The organism is Methanoculleus sp. UBA303 (assembly GCA_002501655.1).
GTDB lineage: Archaea > Halobacteriota > Methanomicrobia > Methanomicrobiales > Methanoculleaceae > Methanoculleus.
On record DANY01000014.1, the window covers coordinates 21,985 to 41,498 of the forward strand.

General features: G+C 57.6%; 26 protein-coding genes and 1 pseudogene. 17 read left to right on the plus strand and 10 right to left on the minus strand.

Annotated elements, in window-relative coordinates:
* The first annotated feature begins 134 nt into the window (after nucleotides 1-134).
* Nucleotides 135-1,037, plus strand: a complete 903-nt coding sequence (locus BP846_RS03145; protein ID WP_292392591.1) for an HdeD family acid-resistance protein — start codon at nucleotides 135-137, stop codon at nucleotides 1,035-1,037.
* A 55-nt stretch (nucleotides 1,038-1,092) separates the two neighbouring features.
* Here the strand turns inward: BP846_RS03145 and BP846_RS03150 are convergent, their stop codons facing one another.
* The gene (locus BP846_RS03150; RefSeq protein WP_292392592.1) at nucleotides 1,093-2,406 is read right to left on the minus strand and encodes a TolB family protein; all 1,314 of its coding nucleotides are present in this window, start codon (nucleotides 2,404-2,406) and stop codon (nucleotides 1,093-1,095) included.
* 451 nt (nucleotides 2,407-2,857) lie between these two features.
* Between BP846_RS03150 and BP846_RS03155 the strand changes: the two genes are divergently transcribed.
* From BP846_RS03155 to BP846_RS03175, 5 genes are all read left to right on the plus strand, one after another.
* Nucleotides 2,858-3,214 (plus strand): hypothetical protein, encoded by a 357-nt coding sequence (locus BP846_RS03155; protein ID WP_292392593.1) that lies wholly within the window; start codon nucleotides 2,858-2,860, stop codon nucleotides 3,212-3,214.
* Nucleotides 3,215-3,329: 115 nt separating this feature from the next.
* A complete protein-coding gene (locus BP846_RS03160; RefSeq protein WP_292392594.1) occupies nucleotides 3,330-3,578 on the plus strand; it encodes a hypothetical protein in 249 nt (82 codons plus the stop codon).
* Between the two features lie 654 nt (nucleotides 3,579-4,232).
* Nucleotides 4,233-5,432, plus strand: a complete 1,200-nt coding sequence (gene tnpB, locus BP846_RS03165) for an IS200/IS605 family element RNA-guided endonuclease TnpB (protein ID WP_292392595.1) — start codon at nucleotides 4,233-4,235, stop codon at nucleotides 5,430-5,432.
* A 60-nt stretch (nucleotides 5,433-5,492) separates the two neighbouring features.
* Nucleotides 5,493-6,179, plus strand: a complete 687-nt coding sequence (locus tag BP846_RS03170) for a molybdopterin-dependent oxidoreductase (protein WP_292392596.1) — start codon at nucleotides 5,493-5,495, stop codon at nucleotides 6,177-6,179.
* A gap of 11 nt (nucleotides 6,180-6,190) precedes the next feature.
* Nucleotides 6,191-6,418: a hypothetical protein gene (locus tag BP846_RS03175; RefSeq protein ID WP_292392597.1), complete on the plus strand. Its 228-nt coding sequence runs from the start codon at nucleotides 6,191-6,193 to the stop codon at nucleotides 6,416-6,418.
* A 75-nt stretch (nucleotides 6,419-6,493) separates the two neighbouring features.
* Here the strand turns inward: BP846_RS03175 and BP846_RS03180 are convergent, their stop codons facing one another.
* The 5 genes from BP846_RS03180 to BP846_RS03195 form a co-directional block, all read right to left on the minus strand.
* Entirely contained in the window at nucleotides 6,494-6,964 is a 471-nt protein-coding gene (locus BP846_RS03180; protein ID WP_292392598.1) for a DUF6114 domain-containing protein, read from the minus strand.
* A 91-nt stretch (nucleotides 6,965-7,055) separates the two neighbouring features.
* On the minus strand, nucleotides 7,056-7,229 hold the full coding sequence (locus tag BP846_RS13100) for a DapH/DapD/GlmU-related protein (protein WP_394339951.1): 174 nt from the start codon (nucleotides 7,227-7,229) through the stop codon (nucleotides 7,056-7,058).
* Nucleotides 7,216-7,605, minus strand: a complete 390-nt coding sequence (locus BP846_RS03185; RefSeq protein ID WP_292392599.1) for a sugar O-acetyltransferase — start codon at nucleotides 7,603-7,605, stop codon at nucleotides 7,216-7,218. Before BP846_RS03185 ends, BP846_RS13100 begins: the two co-directional genes overlap by 14 nt.
* Nucleotides 7,606-7,819: 214 nt before the next feature.
* Nucleotides 7,820-8,155: a hypothetical protein gene (locus BP846_RS03190; RefSeq protein WP_292392600.1), complete on the minus strand. Its 336-nt coding sequence runs from the start codon at nucleotides 8,153-8,155 to the stop codon at nucleotides 7,820-7,822.
* Nucleotides 8,152-8,424: a hypothetical protein gene (locus BP846_RS03195; RefSeq protein ID WP_292392601.1), complete on the minus strand. Its 273-nt coding sequence runs from the start codon at nucleotides 8,422-8,424 to the stop codon at nucleotides 8,152-8,154. Before BP846_RS03195 ends, BP846_RS03190 begins: the two co-directional genes overlap by 4 nt.
* 141 nt (nucleotides 8,425-8,565) lie before the next feature.
* On the opposite strand from BP846_RS03195, the gene BP846_RS03200 reads away from it, so the two are divergent.
* Nucleotides 8,566-8,850, plus strand: a complete 285-nt coding sequence (locus BP846_RS03200; RefSeq protein WP_394339952.1) for a nucleotidyltransferase family protein — start codon at nucleotides 8,566-8,568, stop codon at nucleotides 8,848-8,850.
* A 39-nt stretch (nucleotides 8,851-8,889) separates the two neighbouring features.
* A pseudogene (locus BP846_RS13055) lies at nucleotides 8,890-9,243 on the plus strand (DUF86 domain-containing protein).
* Nucleotides 9,244-9,517: 274 nt separating this feature from the next.
* Here BP846_RS13055 and BP846_RS03215 read toward each other — a convergent pair.
* Both BP846_RS03215 and BP846_RS03220 read right to left on the minus strand, forming a co-directional pair.
* Complete coding sequence (locus BP846_RS03215; RefSeq protein WP_292392603.1) at nucleotides 9,518-9,910, minus strand: type II toxin-antitoxin system VapC family toxin; 393 nt, start codon at nucleotides 9,908-9,910, stop codon at nucleotides 9,518-9,520.
* Nucleotides 9,897-10,136, minus strand: a complete 240-nt coding sequence (locus BP846_RS03220; protein WP_292392604.1) for an antitoxin VapB family protein — start codon at nucleotides 10,134-10,136, stop codon at nucleotides 9,897-9,899. The genes BP846_RS03215 and BP846_RS03220 overlap by 14 nt, the downstream gene beginning before the upstream one ends.
* An 81-nt stretch (nucleotides 10,137-10,217) precedes the next feature.
* On the opposite strand from BP846_RS03220, the gene BP846_RS13060 reads away from it, so the two are divergent.
* Together BP846_RS13060 and BP846_RS03225 are read left to right on the plus strand one after the other, a co-directional pair.
* Nucleotides 10,218-10,487 carry a Fic family protein gene (locus BP846_RS13060; RefSeq protein WP_349680750.1) on the plus strand — a complete coding sequence of 90 codons (270 nt, stop codon included), beginning with the start codon at nucleotides 10,218-10,220 and terminating at the stop codon, nucleotides 10,485-10,487.
* Complete coding sequence (locus BP846_RS03225; protein WP_292392605.1) at nucleotides 10,484-10,789, plus strand: methyltransferase family protein; 306 nt, start codon at nucleotides 10,484-10,486, stop codon at nucleotides 10,787-10,789. Before BP846_RS13060 ends, BP846_RS03225 begins: the two co-directional genes overlap by 4 nt.
* A 73-nt stretch (nucleotides 10,790-10,862) precedes the next feature.
* On the opposite strand, the gene BP846_RS03230 is transcribed toward BP846_RS03225, so the two are convergent.
* Nucleotides 10,863-12,191 (minus strand): hypothetical protein, encoded by a 1,329-nt coding sequence (locus BP846_RS03230; protein WP_292392606.1) that lies wholly within the window; start codon nucleotides 12,189-12,191, stop codon nucleotides 10,863-10,865.
* Nucleotides 12,192-12,512: 321 nt separating this feature from the next.
* Here BP846_RS03230 and BP846_RS03235 point away from each other — a divergent pair, with 321 nt between their 5' ends.
* The 5 genes from BP846_RS03235 (at nucleotide 12,513) to BP846_RS03255 (ending at nucleotide 16,430) form a co-directional block, all read left to right on the plus strand.
* Nucleotides 12,513-12,863 carry a nucleotidyltransferase family protein gene (locus BP846_RS03235; protein ID WP_292392607.1) on the plus strand — a complete coding sequence of 117 codons (351 nt, stop codon included), beginning with the start codon at nucleotides 12,513-12,515 and terminating at the stop codon, nucleotides 12,861-12,863.
* 170 nt (nucleotides 12,864-13,033) lie between these two features.
* A complete protein-coding gene (locus BP846_RS03240; RefSeq protein WP_292392608.1) occupies nucleotides 13,034-13,684 on the plus strand; it encodes a type I restriction-modification system subunit M N-terminal domain-containing protein in 651 nt (216 codons plus the stop codon).
* On the plus strand, nucleotides 13,674-15,215 hold the full coding sequence (locus tag BP846_RS03245) for a helix-turn-helix domain-containing protein (protein WP_292392609.1): 1,542 nt from the start codon (nucleotides 13,674-13,676) through the stop codon (nucleotides 15,213-15,215). Before BP846_RS03240 ends, BP846_RS03245 begins: the two co-directional genes overlap by 11 nt.
* A 525-nt stretch (nucleotides 15,216-15,740) precedes the next feature.
* Nucleotides 15,741-16,070 (plus strand): nucleotidyltransferase family protein, encoded by a 330-nt coding sequence (locus tag BP846_RS03250; protein ID WP_349680751.1) that lies wholly within the window; start codon nucleotides 15,741-15,743, stop codon nucleotides 16,068-16,070.
* Nucleotides 16,071-16,109: 39 nt separating this feature from the next.
* Entirely contained in the window at nucleotides 16,110-16,430 is a 321-nt protein-coding gene (locus BP846_RS03255; RefSeq protein WP_292392610.1) for a DUF86 domain-containing protein, read from the plus strand.
* A gap of 173 nt (nucleotides 16,431-16,603) precedes the next feature.
* Here the strand turns inward: BP846_RS03255 and BP846_RS03260 are convergent, their stop codons facing one another.
* Entirely contained in the window at nucleotides 16,604-17,743 is a 1,140-nt protein-coding gene (locus tag BP846_RS03260) for a PDDEXK nuclease domain-containing protein (protein ID WP_292392611.1), read from the minus strand.
* Between the two features lie 799 nt (nucleotides 17,744-18,542).
* Here BP846_RS03260 and BP846_RS03265 point away from each other — a divergent pair.
* Both BP846_RS03265 and BP846_RS03270 read left to right on the plus strand, forming a co-directional pair.
* A complete protein-coding gene (locus tag BP846_RS03265; RefSeq protein ID WP_292392612.1) occupies nucleotides 18,543-19,124 on the plus strand; it encodes a GrpB family protein in 582 nt (193 codons plus the stop codon).
* The gene (locus tag BP846_RS03270; protein ID WP_292392613.1) at nucleotides 19,102-19,497 is read left to right on the plus strand and encodes a hypothetical protein; all 396 of its coding nucleotides are present in this window, start codon (nucleotides 19,102-19,104) and stop codon (nucleotides 19,495-19,497) included. Before BP846_RS03265 ends, BP846_RS03270 begins: the two co-directional genes overlap by 23 nt.
* Nucleotides 19,498-19,514 lie beyond the last annotated feature (17 nt).

The following is a 19,514-nucleotide window of genomic DNA, read 5'->3' on the forward strand; positions in this document are numbered from 1 at the left end:
ATACGATTACCCCGGAGATAGTGTTATTTACCGGCCGCCGGTAAACCGGTGCATCGAGAGATCTCAGTCCTGGAGACAACTCCAGAGTATCAGCGAGTCTTGAGGATGAAACAAGATGGTGAGGAGGATAGAGGTTGAGCACGCTTGAGTCATTTCTCGATGCATTGCACCAGGGGGTTTTTCAGGTAATCGTCCCGAAGGCTGTGGTGACCGAGCCGATCGAGCCGGACTGGAAACGGTCGGCCATCAATGTGCCGAGCCCCGATACGATTGCCAGTTACCGGAAGGGACAGTACCATGCCCACGAGACTGTCTCGGACTACCGTGTCCATATGGACCGCTACGATCCGGAGAAGAACCCTATCATGCACCTGATCGATGACGCCCCCCTGGCGCTCATGCTTCACGAGACCATGGAGACCGTTTTTGTAACCAGCAAAGATGCGACCCGGAGAGATCCCCTGCAACGTCTTGCTGACCAGCACATGAACTGGAAGTTCAGGATGGGCCTTGGCATCGTCCTGTTAGCGATAGGCGCCACACTCCTCCTCACGGCATTCTATGGCACAATATCCTTCTTCGCTGTAACCCTGCCTGCCCTCGTTCTCATTCTCGGTCTCATCGCGATCACTAAAGGCGTCCAGCAGAGGAACAGGAAGGAGCATGCAAACAAGGACATCATCAGGGGAGGCATCGTGGCGGTTGCAGGAATCGCCCTCTTCATCTTCTGGAAACTCTATCTCATCCTCATTCTGCTGGTCCTCGCGGTCTGGCTCTTCTCCAGCGCCGTTGTCACGCTGATGAGGGCGTTTCGGGAGAGGGCGGGTGTGACGAAGGGTTTCTGGTACACCCTCGGGCTGGGCGTAAGTTCGCTGGTCCTCGGGATTCTCGCCATTACCCTGCCGGGTGGGCTGGTTCGGCTCCTCATCTTCCTGCTCGCCGGGATAGTGCTCATGGCCGGTGCTTTCATGGTTCTGGATGCGTATGGGCTGAGAAACGCCGCCCGCCTGATGGAAGTGGGCGGCGTTTCCCGATGATGCCCCTGGCCCGGGAGAATACTCTCACGTAGGCTCCCGGCCCTCGTGCTCCGCGCTATCCGGCGGAGGTGCGATAGATGTCCCACCGACCGGTATTGTTGCCCATCCAGACGATCACGCCGCCTGAGACGTCAGGGTAGGATTGGTCATACGGGTCCTGCGTCACCTGCGTCTCCGTTCCGGTGGTGATGTTGTACATGTAGATATCATGGTTTCCGCTCCGCAGGTCTGAGTAAACCACGAGGTCTCCGTCGACCGCAACGGAGTCCGGATGGGCTGATTCTCCGGTTATCCGCGTTGCGTTCCCCTTCGCCACGTCATAGAGGTAGACGGCGCTCCGGTTCTCGATGAACTTGATCCAGGCGACGTACTGGCCGTCGCTCGATACATCAGGATAGAGGTCGTCACCGGGTTCGCTCAGGATGACTCCTCCCGACCCGCCGAGGGGTGATATAGCGATGTCGAAGTCGCCTCCGGTCGTGTTATCCACCCAGGCCGTCGTGTTTCCGCCGATGGCCGTCTCCATCTGGTAGGATGGAGCGGTGACCAGGGGTGTGGTGGTTCCACTTGCAATCTTGTAGAGGTCGACATCGCTCGACCCGTCCGTAAGGTTCGTCCATATGATGTAGTCTTGCGAGACACCGGGGTCCAGCGGCGTTCCGGGCCCGTCTTTCGTCACCTGCTGCAGCCTGGCCGTAGCAATATCGTAGAGATAGATGTTGACGCGTCCTGTCTGCGGGTTTGTTCCCGACCAGACGGCGTTGTTTCCAGCGATGGCAAGCTGGCGGGGCATGGCGAGGGGCACCGACGCAGGGGTGGATATGGTCGAGTTGTTCCCTGAGGGTATATCGCAGAGCTGCACCGAGACCGACCTGTTCATCGAGTCGTTGCTGACCCAGATGACGTTATTCCCTGATATTGCAGGGTACATCTTGTCCACCTGGCCGCTGGGTGCCGGCACCCCGCCTGCCGGGCTGTTCTGCTGGGGCTGCGGGAGTGCGACTGCCGGCGGTGTCGGCCGCGGGGGTATCGCCGGCGTCCGGGTCTGCGTCGGCGTGACCGTCGGCGCCTGGGTCTCGGTTGCCGTGGTCGTCATGGTCTCTACCGGGGTTGTCGTGGTTGTCGGGGTCGTGGTGGTCGTCGGCGTTGACGGTCCCGGTGGCTCGAAGACTGGCAGTTGCGACACTGAGACGACCGGCGGTCGGATATGCGTGACCGTCGGCGTTGGCGTTACCGTTGGCGGGAGTTCGACGACTGGCGGTTGATCCGGCTGCACGACGGGTGGGAGTGCTGACGCGAGTCCCGTCACACAGATTATGGCGATGACGATAATTGCGGCGACAATCGTCCCGAATGTTGTTATCCTCATACTTCACCTTCCTTGGTTTGCCGGCTCTCCGCCTCCCTTTGGGGGAGAGGGGCCTTGTGCATGCGATCACAATCCCGCGTGGATTGGTCTTGTGATGATCCCACGCCGCGGCGGGGATAGTGGAGTGGGTATATATAGCTGCCCGCGGCGGGCTGGGCCGCGATGGATGAGAACGCATAGGGGTCCGGGCGAGCGACCGGACGCGGTCTGGAATGTGAGCCCTGACCTCGCTACACTTTCCAGTGAGGGGTGACCTGATGGCCCCACGCACCAGGACTCAACCTCCCCGTATCAGGCGTGGTCGATCAGATTGTGTGGTGCATTGGTCGCCTTCCGGGTCAGGCAGGTGCTTACCAAACGTATATATGTTTGAATATATATTCCAGGCAGAATGTATGCACGACCGAATTAGAGGAACCTCGAATCACACGAGGTTGTAAACATGGGAGGGATGAAGATCGTTCTCGGCGTCGTTCTTACTCTTGCTCTCTGCTACGGGGCGGTCATTGTATCGGGAGAAGTCGAGTCCTCTGAGGAGAGCGATGTAGCAGCGCTCAACTCTGTGAGTGCGAACGGCCCGTCCCTTTCATCGTCGGCTACGAATAACGCCACGGATGTGACTGCAAACCCCATGAAAATTCCAGGTAACTCTCCCGGGGAGCAGGATTCAAGCATAGAACCTACGACGACCATCTTGCTACCAGAGGCCGGGCAGTCTTCTTCCTCGAAGTCCTCGTCCTCATCATCGGGAGCGACGCCGACGCCGACACCGGACCCGACCCTGGAGAATGAGACAGAACCCTACTAACCCCTTTCAAACACGTTTTTACCCAGGTGTCCCGCAGTGTAGAAATCATATCGGGCTTTGGATTGGAGACGGCACCTCGAATCCACACGGCTCCACTCTGGTCCACCCTGGAGGGGTGCGTGCGGATACGGGCCATTATGCGCTGTGGGACTCCACCGTAGCGGTGGGGATGGCACTGGGGCTGGTCACGCTCTTCCGCGACCGGTTCGATTACTCGGGCAGGTTTGCCAGGTTTTTGTCCCGGCACTCCTATGCGGTCTATGTCATCCATGCCCCGGTCATTGTCTTTGTAGCCGTTGCAATCTCCAACTGTGCTTTTCCAAGGAGGGAGCGATTTGTCTACTCCCGATACCAGAGGATATAAGAGAATGGATATCATCCAGGTGTAACGATGCATCCCCTTGCCCTGATCCGGGAAAACCTGCGCACCTGTGGTGCTCGAACTCCTGCCGGTAGAGCCAGTCGCACCCCCCGGACCCTCCCCGAGTGGGGATAAGCGACGTTCCGACAGGGAACAGAGCTCAAGCATCGAAGGTGCGATACCCAATGGAAAGCCGTTTCACTATCTTTGCCCATGATAGGGTTCAGATGGTAGAGTCCTCGGAGGAAAGCGTTCCGATCCGGGTGTATCGAAGGTACATAGATCTTTACGAGACGACCTCATGGGTACCATCGGCGAGGAGATCTCTTCTTCAGGCGGCGTCGCCGGGGAGCCCGGGAAGCAGGCGGAGGCACCACAGAGGTGGGGAGCGGAGAGATGAGAGCAGTGTTCCATTTTCTTCGCCTCCAGGGGGGAACGATCGAGAGTGGATTGCCGGAAAGAGGACGTACATCGCCGGGAACAGCGCAACCGGCCTGCAGATCTCCTCGCCGGAGGACTGCAGTTAATTTATTTTGCGGGGGTGAAGGGGGCGGAGCGGGAAGACCCCACCCTGAAGGGTGGGGATGAAAGCGGAGCCGCCCTTCGTCACACGATTACCAGAAACTATACATTATTATAAGGTGTGATAATGGTTGTATGCTTCAGGCCTACAAGTATCGGATGTATCCTTCTCCGGAGCAGATCTCGCTCCTCATGCAGCACATCCATGCCTGTCGGTTTGTGTATAACCATTCTCTGGAGCAGAAGATCCGGGCATACGAACAGGAAGGGCGAAAACTCTCCTGTTTCGACCTGAACAACCGCCTCCCCGCCCTCAAAGAGGAGCATCCGTGGCTCAAAGAAGTCAATTCCCAATCGCTTCAGAGTGCAAACAAGAACCTCGACAATGCCTTCACCCGGTTCTTCCGCGAGAAGAAAGGGTTTCCCCGGTTCAAGTCAAAGAAGAATCCGGTACAATCCTTTCAGGTACCGCAGCATTACACCGTGGACTTCGAGCAGGGTCGGGTCAAACTCCCGAAAATTGGAGAGATTAAGACCGTCTTTCATCGCCTCTTCACCGGGAAGATGAAGTATGCGACGGTCTCGGTGACCTCCACTGGGAAGTGGTTCGTCAGCATTCTGGTTGAGGATGGGGTGGAAGAGCCGGAACCGGCACCGTTTGCTCTGGATACCGCCATCGGGATCGATGTCGGCCTGACGAGTTTTGCCACCCTATCAACGGGTGAGAAGATTGAGAACCCCCGGTATCTGAAAAACTCCTTCCAGCGCCTGAAGGTGTTGCAACGACGGGTGTCCCGGAAGAAGAAAGGATCGAAGAACCGGCAGAAGGCAATCCAGAGACTTGCCCGGTGCCATGAGAAGGTCGCCAACCAGCGCAACGATCTCCTGCACAACCTCTCTTTTCGCGTTGTGAGCGAGAACCAAGCCATTGCAGTCGAATCGTTGAATGTCGCTGGAATGCAAAAGAACCATTGCCTCGCGCAGAGTATCAGCGACGTGTCGTGGAGCACGTTCTTCGCGATGCTGGAGTACAAGTGCCGGAGGTATGGGAAGACTCTTCTGAAGATAGGGCGGTTCGATCCATCATCGAAGATATGCAGCAAATGTGGGTATCTCAAGCAGGATCTCGCCCTTTCAGACAGAGAGTGGGTCTGTCCTGACTGCGGGGCGACCCACGACCGCGATATCAACGCGGCGATCAATATCAAGAAATTCGCCCTGCAAGAGCAGAATCTTGTCGGGGTAGCAGGTGCGGAACGCACCGTCGAGCCTGTGGACTCGCTCCCGATGGGGAGGAGAATGAAGCAGGAAGCCCCGCCCGAGAGCGCGGGGTAGTTCACACGAACCGGGCGCCACACACCAGCAGATCCAGGAATCATATATGGGGGTACTTTCATGCGGCGAGGACGCCGTACCGGTCAGATCATAGTCATACTGCTGGTCGGCGCCATCGCCGTCCTCTACGCCCTCGATCTGGCGGAGAACAGGCAGGGAGCGACGGAGCTTGCACCTGCGGAGGTGCGGGAGTACCAGGGGGAGCGACTCTCCTCGATTGCGGATTTCCGCGAGAACTCGATCCGCGGCCCGCAGCACGTGAATGCAAGCACGTATACGCTCACCGTCGATGGGCTGGTGGAGAACAGAGAGGAATACTCCTACAGTGCGCTCATGGAACGGTTCCCTCACTACCGCAAGGTCGTTACCCTCTACTGCGTGGAAGGCTGGGACGTCACTATCCTCTGGGAGGGGATACGGGTGAAAGATCTCCTCGAGGAAGCGGGGGTGAAACCGGGGGCGAATACGGTCATCTTCTACGCGGAGGACGGCTACTCTTCCTCGCTTCCCCTCGCCTACATCGAGGATAGGGACATCCTGCTCGCCTATGCCATGAACAACGTCACCCTGCCGGCGGAGCGGGGATTTCCCTTCCAACTGGTGGCTGAGGACCGCTGGGGCTATAAGTGGGTGAAGTGGGTGAACCGCATTGAAGTGTCCGACGATGCGAACTACCGCGGCTACTGGGAGAGCCGGGGGTATGCGAACAACGGGAGCCTCGACCGATCTTTCTTCGATCAGGGGTAGGGAGGAACGGGATGGTGCGGTTCACCTACCGGAAACTGGTCTCCTGGACCCTCCTCGTATTAACGCTCCTCTTCCTGATCAGCGGCTTCGGGATCACGGAACCATGGCTCGTGCGGTCCCTGACGTTCGGGCTCCTCGACAAGGCGCTCTCCCAGCAGATCCACTCTCTTCTCTGGGGCCCGTTCCTGATCGTGCTGGTGCTGCACATCTACTACTCCTGCGGGATCTTCAGGAGGTGATGCCGGTCATCGCGGCTTACGTGGATCTCACGCTCCCCCCTTCGTTCCTGCCGGATGCATCCTCCCTGAAACCCGTTACGCCGATTCCTTCGCTCCCCCCTCAGGGTACGGCGGCTTCAGGACGATCGCCAGGATCCCGCCGATAACGCCGAGGATCAGCCCGATGACAAAACCTCCTCCTTCGAAGACGCTCAGCAGAGAGAAGATGAGGATGACGATGCCCCACGCCGCGTGGGATGCCGGCCGGGAGTAGAGCATGTACGACCCGATGAGAATGATGATCCCGCATACGATGCCCCAGATCCCGATGCCTGCCGCCACGAACGGGAAATATCCTGTGGGATACCGATATCCGTCCATCGGACTCCCGTACCCGCCCATCATGCCCTCGTGGTATTCGCCCATCATGCCGGGGTAGTACCCGCCCATCATGCCGCTCATGAAGGCGGTTCCCAGCATGAGGATCACGATGCCGGAGATGAGAATGAGAATTCCCGCAACCAGCGAGAGAGCAAACGCAACTGCCTGGGTTCCTTGTTCCGCCATGGCGGTCGCATGGCGCTTAAGGGTGAAAAATCTATCTGCCGGGACTGCACGTGGTGGCGCGACGGGGCCGCTCCCAGCATGTGGCAGCGCCTTAGTTCTCCCCGTGCTGCGTCTTTTTTCCTGTCCTTTTTCTTGCGGCTAGCCCCTCATTCTTCGTCACGACAGAGCCCGAACCGATTACCACGTTATTCCCGACTGTTACGCCGGGATTGATGACAGTATCCGCTCCAACCAGACACTGTTGCCTATCGTTATTGGTTTTCATACTCAAGGTTCGCGTTTCTCACCCCTGCGTCAATCGGATGTCCGGCAGTATAAACGCCGACACGAGGGCCGAAAAAGACATGATCGCCTATGGTCGCATCGCAAACATCGATAATGATGCAGTCATAGTTCGCATAAAAATTGTCGCCAATGTGAATGTGGCAGCCGTAATCACAGCGAAATGGCGGCTCAATAAAGATATGTTCACCTGTAGATTGAAAGAGATTCTTTAGTAACTCTGTCCGATATTCTAATTCTTCTTCTGTCGTTCCATTGAATAATCGCGTCAATTTTCTGGCTTTCAGGCTATCTCGCTTCAACTCTTCGTCCTGTGCGGCATAGAGTTCTCCTCGTAACATCCTCTCTTTCTCCGTCATAGCCGGTCTCCGTGTATGGATAACATTTGAGGATCTGTAGAAAAGTTTGCTCATGAACCATTGACCGCCCTGGCAGGATATGGGTGGCGGGGTATCCGCGCTGTCGGGCACATCATAGAGGACGACCCTCGCTCCGGCCGTGCACCAGAGTGAAAGGGCAGGTCGGAGTGCTTGACCCGGGACCCCGCAGCCCGGTACTGTTTCCGGAAGCCTGCTATCCGTACCCGAACCGGCGATCGTAGCCGGTATGGTCCAGCCACTCAATGATGACCGCGATGGTGTCGCCGTCGCTGGCCACGGTGTACATCAGTCTCCAGGACCGAGAGAGGTTGTACTTCCAGAGGTTCGTTATCGGCGGGTATCGCTGCAGGTAGAGCTTCGGGATCTGCCTCTTTGGAACCTGCGTGCCGCAAAACGCGTTGGCGGATATCGCCGTGATGGCTTTGTCGAGGAGGGCGGCCAGTTCCCGATCTTCTGTATGGGGCGAGACCTTCAGGGCCTTGAAGGCTTCCCTTACCTTTGCGTCTGCGAAATAGATCGCGGCCTTCATCTGATCCGAAGATCCTCGCGGGCCCGGTACCATTGGATAAGGTCGGGATCATGGATCCAGCATATCTTCCCGTGTGCGTCGATGGCGATCTTATTTGATTCCAGGAGGTATTCGATGATTGTCTTGAACGTCTGGTACATGACCTTTCGCGGCAGGCGCTCCCACAGCGCCCGGCGGCGATATTCGCCGCTGTGCTCCAGGATGAAGGCCTCGACCATTCGGATCGTATCGAGTGTGGGGGAATGGGCGGATCCGGCGCTTGCAGACATGATCTCATGGTTGTTGTATGAAGATATATAACAAACGGATCCGACCGCGGTCGTAACTCCCTTGCAGGTCGCCCACTCTCCTGGTGCTGCTCCCGGATATCGGAGGGTATAAGACAATGGATGAAGTACTCAGGAGTAACGATGCATCCCCTTGCCCAGATCCGGCAGAACCTACTTGTTATCCGGGAGCGCTACGGCGTGGCCCGTATCGGCATCTTCGGGTCGGTGGCGCGGAACGAGGAGACGCCGGCGAGCGACATCGATATCCTGGTGGAGTTCCAGGAGGGGGAGGAGACCTTCGACACTCGCAGCCTCGCGGTGCTCGAGCTCCTGCCCTGCGGCCAGTCGCACATTTTATGGACCTCAAGTTCTACCTCGAGGATCTTCTGGGGCGGAAGACGGACCTCGTCATCGCCGACACGTTGAAGCCCCGGATCCGGGATGCTGTCCTCTGCGAGGTTGTCTATGCCTAGGGACCTTCTGCTGTACCTTGAGGACATTCGCGACGCCGCTGTGGCCATTCGTTCCTATGTTGGGGACCGGGCGTTCGAGGAGTTCGTGGGGAATCGCATGCGCCTTGGCGCCGTCGTGCTCCGGTTCATCACTATCGGGGAAGCGACGAAACAGATCCCGGCCGAGATCACCGCTCGCCACCCGGAGGTCGAGTGACGAAAGATTGCCGGGCTCCGGGACATCAGCGTTCACTCTTACTATGCCGTGAAACCGACGATCCTCTGGGACATCATCCGGACCAGACTCGGTCCCCTGGAGGATGCGGTAGAGGCGATGATCCGGGAAGAGGAAGAGCGAATACGATAGAGTTAGCCTCTTTCCGCTTCCCTCCGTGCTCAGGCGCAGGATCCCATCGTTCTGTATCGTCTTCATCGTCCCGACGGTCGCCGGGCGCGGCAATCCGATCATATTGCGCGGGAAAGGAGAGCGCCGAGGATTATCCACCATTTTTTGAACAAAAGTTCCCGACCTTCGGCCCATCGCTCCCCGCGAGACAACACCCTGTGGGAAGCCGTGTTCACGATTCTGACCCCCGGTATGGCTCAACTTTCCTCCAACTTGTGTGAGGGTGCCAGGTTCCCTAATAGATCCTGACTCTCAGCCCGGGAACCCGGGTAAAGTGGCGGTCCCGGGTGACGATCTCGCCGTCGCCCGCGAGCGTGATTGCGGCGATCACCTCGTCGAAGTCTCCGATAGGTCTACCGTTTTCCCGAAGTTCGGCAGCGAGAGCGCCGAAGATCCGGTAGGTCTCATCCGTGACCGGAAGTTCGATCAGCGCCTGAATGATTGCTTCGACTTCCCGGATATTCTCCTGCGCCGATGCCGAGAGGAACGCTCCGCGGTAGAGCTCGAGGATGTTGATCGATGTGGTTGCAAGGGGCAACCCTTCCTGCTCCATCGCCTCAAGTGTTCTCATCGCCTCCGTGTCGTGCCGGATAAGGTCGATAAGCAGGGACGTGTCAAGCGTCGGCATCAAAGTCGACCTCTCGCATCGAAGCCTTCCTCATCTCGCATGAGGCTTCCTTGACCGAGTCGGCCAGCGCGGGGTTCGGCCCGAACTCCTTGAGGATCTCCGAGAGTTTCTTCTTCGGCGGGGTATACTTCAGGATCACTTCAGAAAAACTCATGTTGGAGGGGCCTTTCAACCGCGAAAGCCTCTCATATGCAGCGTCGCTGATGCTGATCGTCCTGGTTCCCATGGCTGTGTATGTGTATGTGCATGTATTTAGGTTCTCCCGCATCGAGATCTCATTCCTTATAGGACGGCCGACGCTCCGGCCATGCACCAGAGTGAAAGGATCTTGAACCCAGGGACCAAGTGGGGACCAGGTTGTGTGCTGCGTGCCTGCGTGACGGAGAGGTCCATCTCCGAACTCATGGATATTGTCGGCAGGACGAGTCGAACCAAGTTCAGGAACTCCGTGCTGAAGCCGTTAATGCAGGCTGGACTGATCGAGATGACCATCCCGGAAAAGCCTCAAAGCAGCAATCAGAAGTACCATATTACGGATATGGGCCGCGCCCTGCTTGCCGGGAGGGAGACGTCGTGACTGCCCACATCACGCAGCAGCTTGAATCCTATCTCTGGGGGGCGGCCATGCTTCTCCGTGAAACCATCGATGCCGGCGACTACGCCGTCGTCTGCCATCCCATGTACCTGGAAACGATCCTGATGTTTCTCGCAACATCGCTCGCCCTCGGATCCTTCTGGGCGCTCTTCGTGTTTCTCCCCGTGCCTGCACTCATCATTCTCCGGATCCGGAACGAAAAGGAGGTTTTAGTGAGGGAACTCCCGGGATACGCGAAGTACCGGCAGAAGACGCGCTACAGGCTGGTGCCCGGGGTGTGGTGATGTCGTCGCCGGTAGCAGCGATGATCATAATGCGAGGGAAAGGAGAACGCCGGTAAAAGAAGATGATAGTCTTTTATCTCCCTGATCGACGTCGTACGAGAACGATTGCCGAAATGCCGAGGGCGGCAATCAGTGGCCACAGGGAGAGGGGGGTCGAGGGGCCGGACGCCTGTGCAGAGAAATTCGCCTCTTCGGGGAGAAGTCCGGCCTCCTCATCTCCGAGGGTGAAGAAACAGACATTCCCTTGCTTATCTAACCCGGTGACAGCGATCCCCCCGACGACGGGCTGAAGGTCGATGGTGCTGCTCACATTCTCAATGGTCATCTGCCACAGAGTCTGCCCCGTGCCATCGAGGCGTACGAGCCGCTCGCCCTGGCCTGAATACGGACGCTCCGCAATAATGCATCCTCCGTCCCGCGTGGATGTCACGGCATGGAACAGACCCGGGTTCTTCTCGCCGATGCTCTGTATCCAGTCGAGGTCCCCCGACGGCAGGAGTTTTGCGACCACGGAAGAGCCGTTTCCGCTACGCGACGACAGGTCGCCATCTCTTGAGAGTGTAACGCCGAGGATGATGTATTCGCCGTCCGGCGTCCGGGCGGCCCCTGCCGCTCTGTCCAGACTGCTTCCCCCGATCGCCTTCTGCCATGCCAGGTTTCCGCCGGAGTCCACGTTGAGTATCCAGATGTCCCTTGATCCGTGGCTGCCGGACACGTCGCCGTCCATCGACCGTGCGTCCCCAAGCACGACGTAACCGCCGTCCCCATCCGGAATGATGGCATAGGCCAGTTCGCTGTCTGTCCCGCCGTACGTCTTCTGCCATTCCACCTCGCCCTTTGAGTCCAGTTTCACGATCCAGATGTCAAGGTAGGACGACATGGCCACTTCGGCAAAAAGTTCATCCGGAATCGATGAAATCGGCAGTCCCTCCACCATCTCCTTTTTCTTATCGGCGCTCATGAGAGAGTTCGTATAGTCGTCCCTGTCGAGAGCGTGCCCGACGAAAACGTACCCGCCGTCCCGGGCCGGAACAATCTCGATCCCCATCCCGTAATCGATGTCGCCGATGGCATCCTTGCGCCACTGAATCTCACCGTTCGGGCTCAGCTTGACCAGCCACGTCTTGCTGCCGGTGGCGACGTCCGTACGGTACTTCCCGTAAGATTCGTTGTAGCCGAGGACCAGGTATCCGCCGTCGACGCTCTGGATCAGGGACCTCGCATACACCGGCGTATTACCGAGTGTCACCTGCCATAGCGCCTCACCGGCTTTGCTCACCTCTCCCGCTACGACGTCCCGCGTCAGTTCACCCTGATCGTCGATAGAACTCTTTGTGTACCCCAGATACACGTATCCGCCGTCCGGCGTCTTAAGGAGGCTGTCCAGGTAGACTTCAGGCACGCCGGCGACGGTTTCCCAGGACGTGACCTCGGGGGTATCAGACGAGTTTGCCGGGGATTGATCCGGTGCGGCAGATGCAGACTGAACGCAAACAAGAAGAAGTACGGCCAGGACACTGGCAATTCGATAACAGCGATATCTCAAGCGAAATTTGTCCATGAAAATTTTTATCCGTTTTTAGATAGCAAAAACCTTTCCAAATGTAGGCGGTTTCAGGTTGCAGCACCCATTACCCATGCCGGCATCGTAGTTCTCCGTGGGGATTAAACTTCTATCGTCGGCGTGAGCGGAGTGCTCCAGGGTATCGGAGGGCTTAAGACAATGGATGGAGTACTCAGGAGTAACGATGCATCCCCTTGCCCGGATCGGCAGAACCTGCTTGTTATCCGGGAGCGCTACGGCGTGGCCCGTATCGGCATCTTCGGGTCGGTGGCGCGGAGCGAGGAGACGCCGGCAAGCGACATCGATATCCTGGTGGAGTTCCGGGAGGGGGAGGAGACATTTGATCACTTTATGGACCTCAAGTTCTATCTCGAGGATCTCCTGGGGCGAAAGACAGACCTCGTTATTGCCGATACCCTGAAGCCCCGGATCCGGGATGCCATCCTTGGGGAGGTTGTTTATGCCTGGGGATCTTCTCCTCTATCTGGAAGATGTTTGGCAGAATATTGAGAGATATCCAGACACAGAAGATGGTAGTTAATATAGTCCCAATCCAAAAAAGGTAATTAAGTGCTGGAACGGCCGTAGAGGAGAGACACAGGCGGCATATACGGACAGAACTGTTCCGCCTTTCCCCTCCTCTCCGTTATCCGCTGCACTGCTTCTCTTGAGGTTACGCTATGGATGCTACGACAACAACCCTCGCTCAACTCGAATCACACCTCTGGGAAGCCGCAAACATCCTGCGTGGGCCTGTTGACGCAACTGACTTCAAGACCTACATCTTCCCGCTCCTCTTCTTCAAGCGAATCTCCGATGTGCATGATGCGGAGTATCAGGCAGCTCTTGCAGAATCTGGAGGCGATGAGGAATACGCTCGATTTCCACAGAACCACCGATTCCAGATTCCTCAGGAACGTCGTTGGAACGATGTCCGCACGGTAACGACAAACGTCGGGCAGGTCCTCCAGAAAGCGATGCGCTGTATTGAAACAGCCAACCCAGAAACCCTCTACGGCATCTTCGGCGACGCACAGTGGACGAACAAAGACCGCCTCTCCGATGCTCTGTTGCGCGACCTTATCGAGCGGATTGTCGGGGCTTACGAAGCGTTTTCGGACGAACAGGGGTTTGCAGGTGTGACGGCACCGGAGGAGATCCATGCTCGGGACGGGAACCTTAGCATCCCGTTCTACGTCACGAACGGTGTATCCGCCGAAGGCGGCGGAGGCGTGCCTGCATATCCGGATCTGGCAGAGACTCTTTCGTCCTGGCTTGAAAGTGCCGTCGGTCGCTGGATACCCTTTTCGAGGTCGGCCGATGAACCATAAACAACATGTCTTCGTCAGTTCGGTGCAGAAGGAGCTCGAGGATGAACGGGTCGTTACTCAAAACTTGTTGAACACGGACCCGTTTCTTTCGGGACACTGTACGCCGGTGCTGTACGAGTTCGAGCCTGCGTCACCGGACCGAGACCTCGAAGGATGCCTCAAGGCACTGGATGCAAGTCAGGTATACCTGCTCATCGTAGGATCGCGGTCCGGCAGAGAGATTGACGATATCTCTGTTACGCATCTGGAATATCGACACGCAAAGGAGAGAAAACTGCCAATCCTCATATTCATCAAAGGGGACCGAGGCGTACACCGTGATGCCGGCACCGGTCGTCTGTTAGAGGAGATCGATGCTGACGGATATAAATACAAACGCTTCGGCAACGTCATTGATCTTCAAAAAGAGGTCCGCGTTGCGCTTGTAAAAGTGCTCGAAGAATGCTTTGGGATAGCCCCGTCGTCGGACGAAAATGAGATTGCACAGCAGACCATCGAGGCTACATCTCCCTTTGAATCGCACCTGATGAGACGAGCCCGCTGGATGGACCTCGATCACGACATCGCCCGACAGATGATCGCTGCAGCGGAGGGGCGTGATCCCGCAATGGTTTCTATGCCCGATCTCCTCACCGCCGCTTCACTCCGTGGTTTGGTTTGGCGCGACCCGGAGAGTGGGGAACATTTTGCCACGGCTGCCGGTGTTGTCCTGCTGGCGAAGGATCCTTCCGGGGTCTTTCCCCAGTGCCGCATCCTTGCCGATGCCTACCGCAGCACCGAACCGGACGGCGATCCTCGCGATCACGAGGATATCCGCGCCCCGATGCCAGTGGCAATCGACCGCGCCATTGCCTTTATCGACCGCAACACCCGGCACCCGATGACGGTTGTGGGCCTCAATCGCGTCCGTCTTGATGAATATCCCGTCGAGGCGTTGAGGGAGGCCATGGTCAATGCCGTGGCGCATCGCCAGTATGAGGATGCAGGGAGGAAGATCATGCTCGAAGTATTCTTTGATCGCGTGGTCGTCTCCAGCCCGGGTCTGCCCCCCGCCCCGATCACGCTTACCAGTCTCCGGACAGGGAGGTATCGGCCGTGTTCGCGCAACCCGGTGATCGCCCAGTGTCTCTCGTACTTCCACCGGATCGAGGAGCGCGGTAGCGGATTTCGTCGTATGCGGGAGCAGATGCTCAACCACGGCCTGAATCAACCGCTTTTCGGCACCGATACCGGCTACTTCCAGGTGATCTTTCCTGGACCTGCCGATGATCTCGATCGCCTTCGCGTTCCGGCTTTTGCCTCGGGTGTTCTCGTCACCCCGGCGATCGAGGCCCAACTCAATGAACGGCAGAGGAAGATGGTTGCGCTGCTCGCGACCGGGGAGACGCTGACCAGCCGCAGGTGCGAGGAGGAATTCGGCGTCACCAGGGACACGGCAACGCGGGATTTTGGTCTGTTGATGAAATTGGGGCTGGCCGTCCGGAAGGGCCGGGGGCGCTCGACTGGCTACGTTCTGGCGGAGAGAAAATGAGAAACGAATCGTCAGATAATCGTCAGGCCAAAACCTGTAATCGTCAGATGGATCGCCGCCGCCTTTCGGTGCCGGATCGTAGATAATTGTCTGGTGCGTCACCGGTACCGTCAGGGCGCTGATGGCAGCCACGACCGCTATCAGGAGCACGATGGTGAAGGTGAGGGCGCGGAGAGATTGCCGTCATTTTAAGCCGGAACGGAGTGGCATGACCGGTCGTGACGGCATCTCTCGTTTCAGGTCGAATCCTGGCCGGGTGACCCTCCCGATATTCGACCGGACGATTTAGCGAAACGCTTTTCCGACACTGTCTTGACGATTGAGACGCTGGGACGACTTTTCCCTATCATCCTGTCGGAGTATAACCCGGACTGGCCGGTCCCATCCCCAATGCGAGCAGCCGGGCGATCTCGCGGACGGAGTAGCCGTCGCGGTAGTGCCCCTCCGGGAACCGGAGCAGCGTGAACAGGGTGCTCTCGGGTATCGGAGGGTATAAGACGGTGGATGGAGTACTCAGGAGTAACGATGCATCCCCTTGCGCAGATCCGGCAGAACCTTCGCACCTGCGGTGCTCGAGCTCCTGCCCTTCGGCCAGTCGCACTCCACACCATCCGGGAGCGCTACGGTGTGGCCCGCATCGGCATCTCCGGGTCCGTGATGCAGAACGAGGAGACGCCGGCAAGCGACATCGACATCCTGGTGGAGTTCCGGGAGGGGGAGGAGACCTTCGACACCCGCAGCCTCGCGGTGCTCAAGCTCCTGCCCTGCAGCCAGTCGCACACTTTATGGACCTCAAGTTCTACGTTGAGGATCTCCTTGGACGAAGGACGGACCTCGTCATCGCCGATACCTTGAAGCCCCGGATCCGGGATGCCGTCCTCGGCGAGGTTGTTTATGCCTGGGGATCTCCTGTTGTATCTTGAGGACATCCGCGACGCTGTTGCGTCCATCCGTTCCTATGTCGGGGACCGGACGTTCGAGGAGTTCGTGGAGGATCGCATGCGCCTTGACGCCGTCGTGCTCCGGTTCATCACCATCGGGAAGGCGACGAAACAGATTCCCCCGAGCGTCACCGCCCGCCACCCGGAGATCGAGGCCGGGCTCCGGGAGATCAGCGTTCACTCCTATTCTGCGGTGAAATCGACGATCCTCCGGACCAAACTCGGGCCCCTGGAGGACGCGGTGGAGGGGATGATCCAAGAAGAGGGGCGGTAAGGGGGGTGCCTCCGCATCGTAACTGGCTCCCCTATTGAAAAGCCACTTCGGTTTACCGTCGGAAGAACGGGGCGGCAGTGGCAGCTCCCACCGTGCGCCCCTGTTTAGCAACCATCCGCTTGCACGGATTTTGATTAATGCATACACTTCAGGAGTATGGCCCTTGTCGTCGGCTATTCTTCTCCCGTCTTCGGTGATTTCACCGTATTTATGTCATATCGCATCTCCAGTTGTTCCCGCGCAACAGAGATTGCTGCCTTCAGCCTCTCCTCCAGCACGACCTTGGGCGGCAACTCGGTCAGGTATTCCGCCACGCGGATCCCGCTTCTGCCGAGTTGGAGCAGTTCGATGTGCTCCGCGGACTTTCCAGCGCACAGGATCAAGCCCATCGGGGCCTCTTCTTCAGACCGCCGCTCATATCGGTCGAGCCAGCGCAGGTACAGTTCCATCTGACCTTTATCGGCTGCCTGAAACTTCCCGATCTTCAGATCGATTGCCACCAGCCGGCGCAGCCCGCGGTGGTAGAAGAGCAGGTCGATGTAATAATCCTCCCCATCGATGATAATCCGCTTCTGACGCGCGATAAATGCAAACCCGGCTCCGAGCTCCAGCAGGAACCGCTCGAGTTCCCGGAGGATCGCTGTCTCGAGGTCCCGTTCGCTGTAGGTGTCGGCAAGCCCGAGGAAATCGAGCAGGTACGGATCCCGAAAGACCAGGTCCGGCGTGACACGGCCTTCCTCTCGCAGCACGGCAAGTTCCTGACGGGCAAGTTCTTCGGGTTTTCGGGAGAGAGCGGTGCGTTCGAACAGCATTCCCTGGATCTGGGAGTGAAGCTCCCGCACGCTCCAGCGTTCGATCCGGCACATCTGAACATAGAATTCACGGGCAACGACGTCCTCGATCTGGAGAAGTTCTACGAAATGGGACCAGCTCAATTCTTTCGACACTGTCGAGACAATTTCTTCGGATGGGAACTGCGCTGCAAAACGGATCATCCGGGTCAGATTCGGCTGGCTGTATCCGGGACCGTACTCTGCTATCAATTCTTTCGACAGCGTCGAAAGAATTCTCTTACCGTATGGTGCTCGTTCTTCCTTGAGAATATCCCTGCCGATTCGATCGCCGATATGCCAGTACAGCAGGACCAGTTCGACGTTTACTGCAGTCGCAGCACGGCCTTTGGCTGCCCGGATCATGTCACGGAGTTCTGAAAGGAGGAAGGAGATGTCCTGTTCCGAAGAGTGAATCTCGCTAACCGGTTGCAGCGCTCTGTCCCCGGCGGGTGTATCATGCCGTCTAGCCTTCCGTGTCATCTGCGATCGATCTCCTGGATATTCTCCATGCCGATGTGCGTGTATGGGCCGTCCATTGCGGAGGATATACTCTGGAGAATAGTAAATGCGAAAGAGCACGGAAAAAGATAGTGATCCGACCACGCGTGATGCGGGACTGTCCGGCCACGGTGGCAGGATGCGAGCTCCCGGGTATCGGAGGGTATAGGACGGTGGATGGAGTACTCAGGTGTAACGATGCATCCCCTTGCCCGGATCCGGCAGAACCTCTGTACTATCCGGGAGCGCTACGGCGTGGCCCGTATCGGCATCTCCGGGTCTGTGGGAGACGCCCGTAGGCGATATCGACATCCTGGTGAAGTTCCGGGAAGGGGACCTTCTACTCGAAGCCTGATGGCTTCTTACGCTCCGCACTGCACCTGTCCTTTGTGCTTTGCCCGGATCGACCGTTCGATACTCTCTGTAGCTGAAGGGCTGCGGCTGTTTGAGGTGCTGAATGATGTTGTCGTTCCTGAGGGGCGGAGGTCACGTGCCGGGGTTGCGGCGGTACCGGTTGTCAGCATAGGGGCCCAAAAGAGTACAGAAGTAAGGCCGGGAATGTGGGACAACCTAATGCGTTGATGCTGAGAAGTGCCTCAAAGTTGTATAAACCCCGAAAGCAACGGAAGAAAGACGGGATCGGACTCGTGGAGAAGCAGAGCAAAGCAGTCCGGATTGATTTAACGAAACGTTTTTCCGACATTGTCGGGAAAAATTACCGTAAGCGCAGGTTCCATGGTGCCTTACCGCGTATGCCTCGTTAGATTGCAATACTCGGGTGATGAACTTGGTAAAACCGCTGAATGAAATGAGTCTTGAAGAACTGGGACGACTTTTCCCTATCATCCTGTCGGAGTATAACCCGGATTGGCCGGCGATATATTCCACTGAAAAGGAACTTATCGAACACGCTGTCGGCAGGCACCACATCAAACGGATCTCGCATTACGGCAGCACCTCCATCCCCGGGATCATCGCAAAGCCGACAATCGATATCCTGCTCGAAGTGAGCGACAATTGCGACAATGAGGAGTTGATTCGCAATTTGGTGGACATCGGGTACCTCTACGACCCCCAGCCACGCGATCCGCCGCCTCACATGATGTTCATGAAGGGGTATACGCCGGAAGGGTTTGTGGGACAGACCTACCATATCCACGTCCGCTATGGCGGCGACTGGGATGAGCTGTATTTCCGGGATTATCTTATTCTCCATCCTGATGCTGCGGAGGAATATAGCAAACTGAAACGCCGTCTCAAAGAAGAGTATCCGTTCGACCGCGAGGCCTATACACAGGGAAAGACGGCATTCATACGGTCCGTTGTAAAGGAAGCACGGAATGAACCGGGCAGAATTGAGTGATTGTACCATCGGCCCGGTGCTGAAGGGTCTTGTCGACAGCGGGCTTCTAACGAGGGAGGTTGCCAGGTTCGAGAATAAATGGAAGATGTTTTACAAACCGACCGGTCTGGGGTTGCGGCTGTTTGAGGTGCTAGACGATGTCGCCATTCCAAAGGGGCGGGGGCCTCCGGAGCCGCGGGCAGGGGTTGCGGGGACCTCAATCTCCGGCGCAGGCGCGGGAAGGAACGCAGGAATCCGCGGAAAGTGCGCTAGGCAACCTGATACGCCGGCCTTGAGGTGTGCTGCAAATACGTATAGACCCTGGAAAGGCACGAGAGAGAAACGAGACCGGACCTCCAAGAAGGGTAGAGTAAAACGTTCTGGATTGGTTTAACCAAACTGCCAATCTCG

Coding starts and splice junctions, on each gene's coding strand:
- BP846_RS03150 (WP_292392592.1), bottom strand. CDS start 2,406: ATGAGGATAACAACATTCGGGACGATTGTCGCCGCAATTATCGTCATC.
- BP846_RS03155 (WP_292392593.1), top strand. CDS start 2,858: ATGAAGATCGTTCTCGGCGTCGTTCTTACTCTTGCTCTCTGCTACGGG.
- tnpB (WP_292392595.1), top strand. CDS start 4,233: ATGCTTCAGGCCTACAAGTATCGGATGTATCCTTCTCCGGAGCAGATC.
- BP846_RS03170 (WP_292392596.1), top strand. CDS start 5,493: ATGCGGCGAGGACGCCGTACCGGTCAGATCATAGTCATACTGCTGGTC.
- BP846_RS03175 (WP_292392597.1), top strand. CDS start 6,191: ATGGTGCGGTTCACCTACCGGAAACTGGTCTCCTGGACCCTCCTCGTA.
- BP846_RS03180 (WP_292392598.1), bottom strand. CDS start 6,964: ATGGCGGAACAAGGAACCCAGGCAGTTGCGTTTGCTCTCTCGCTGGTT.
- BP846_RS13100 (WP_394339951.1), bottom strand. CDS start 7,229: ATGAAAACCAATAACGATAGGCAACAGTGTCTGGTTGGAGCGGATACT.
- BP846_RS03185 (WP_292392599.1), bottom strand. CDS start 7,605: ATGACGGAGAAAGAGAGGATGTTACGAGGAGAACTCTATGCCGCACAG.
- BP846_RS03190 (WP_292392600.1), bottom strand. CDS start 8,155: ATGAAGGCCGCGATCTATTTCGCAGACGCAAAGGTAAGGGAAGCCTTC.
- BP846_RS03195 (WP_292392601.1), bottom strand. CDS start 8,424: ATGTCTGCAAGCGCCGGATCCGCCCATTCCCCCACACTCGATACGATC.
- BP846_RS03200 (WP_394339952.1), top strand. CDS start 8,566: ATGCATCCCCTTGCCCAGATCCGGCAGAACCTACTTGTTATCCGGGAG.
- BP846_RS03215 (WP_292392603.1), bottom strand. CDS start 9,910: ATGCCGACGCTTGACACGTCCCTGCTTATCGACCTTATCCGGCACGAC.
- BP846_RS03220 (WP_292392604.1), bottom strand. CDS start 10,136: ATGGGAACCAGGACGATCAGCATCAGCGACGCTGCATATGAGAGGCTT.
- BP846_RS13060 (WP_349680750.1), top strand. CDS start 10,218: ATGCACCAGAGTGAAAGGATCTTGAACCCAGGGACCAAGTGGGGACCA.
- BP846_RS03235 (WP_292392607.1), top strand. CDS start 12,513: ATGGATGGAGTACTCAGGAGTAACGATGCATCCCCTTGCCCGGATCGG.
- BP846_RS03240 (WP_292392608.1), top strand. CDS start 13,034: ATGGATGCTACGACAACAACCCTCGCTCAACTCGAATCACACCTCTGG.
- BP846_RS03245 (WP_292392609.1), top strand. CDS start 13,674: ATGAACCATAAACAACATGTCTTCGTCAGTTCGGTGCAGAAGGAGCTC.
- BP846_RS03250 (WP_349680751.1), top strand. CDS start 15,741: ATGCATCCCCTTGCGCAGATCCGGCAGAACCTTCGCACCTGCGGTGCT.
- BP846_RS03255 (WP_292392610.1), top strand. CDS start 16,110: ATGCCTGGGGATCTCCTGTTGTATCTTGAGGACATCCGCGACGCTGTT.
- BP846_RS03260 (WP_292392611.1), bottom strand. CDS start 17,743: ATGACACGGAAGGCTAGACGGCATGATACACCCGCCGGGGACAGAGCG.
- BP846_RS03265 (WP_292392612.1), top strand. CDS start 18,543: ATGAACTTGGTAAAACCGCTGAATGAAATGAGTCTTGAAGAACTGGGA.
- BP846_RS03270 (WP_292392613.1), top strand. CDS start 19,102: ATGAACCGGGCAGAATTGAGTGATTGTACCATCGGCCCGGTGCTGAAG.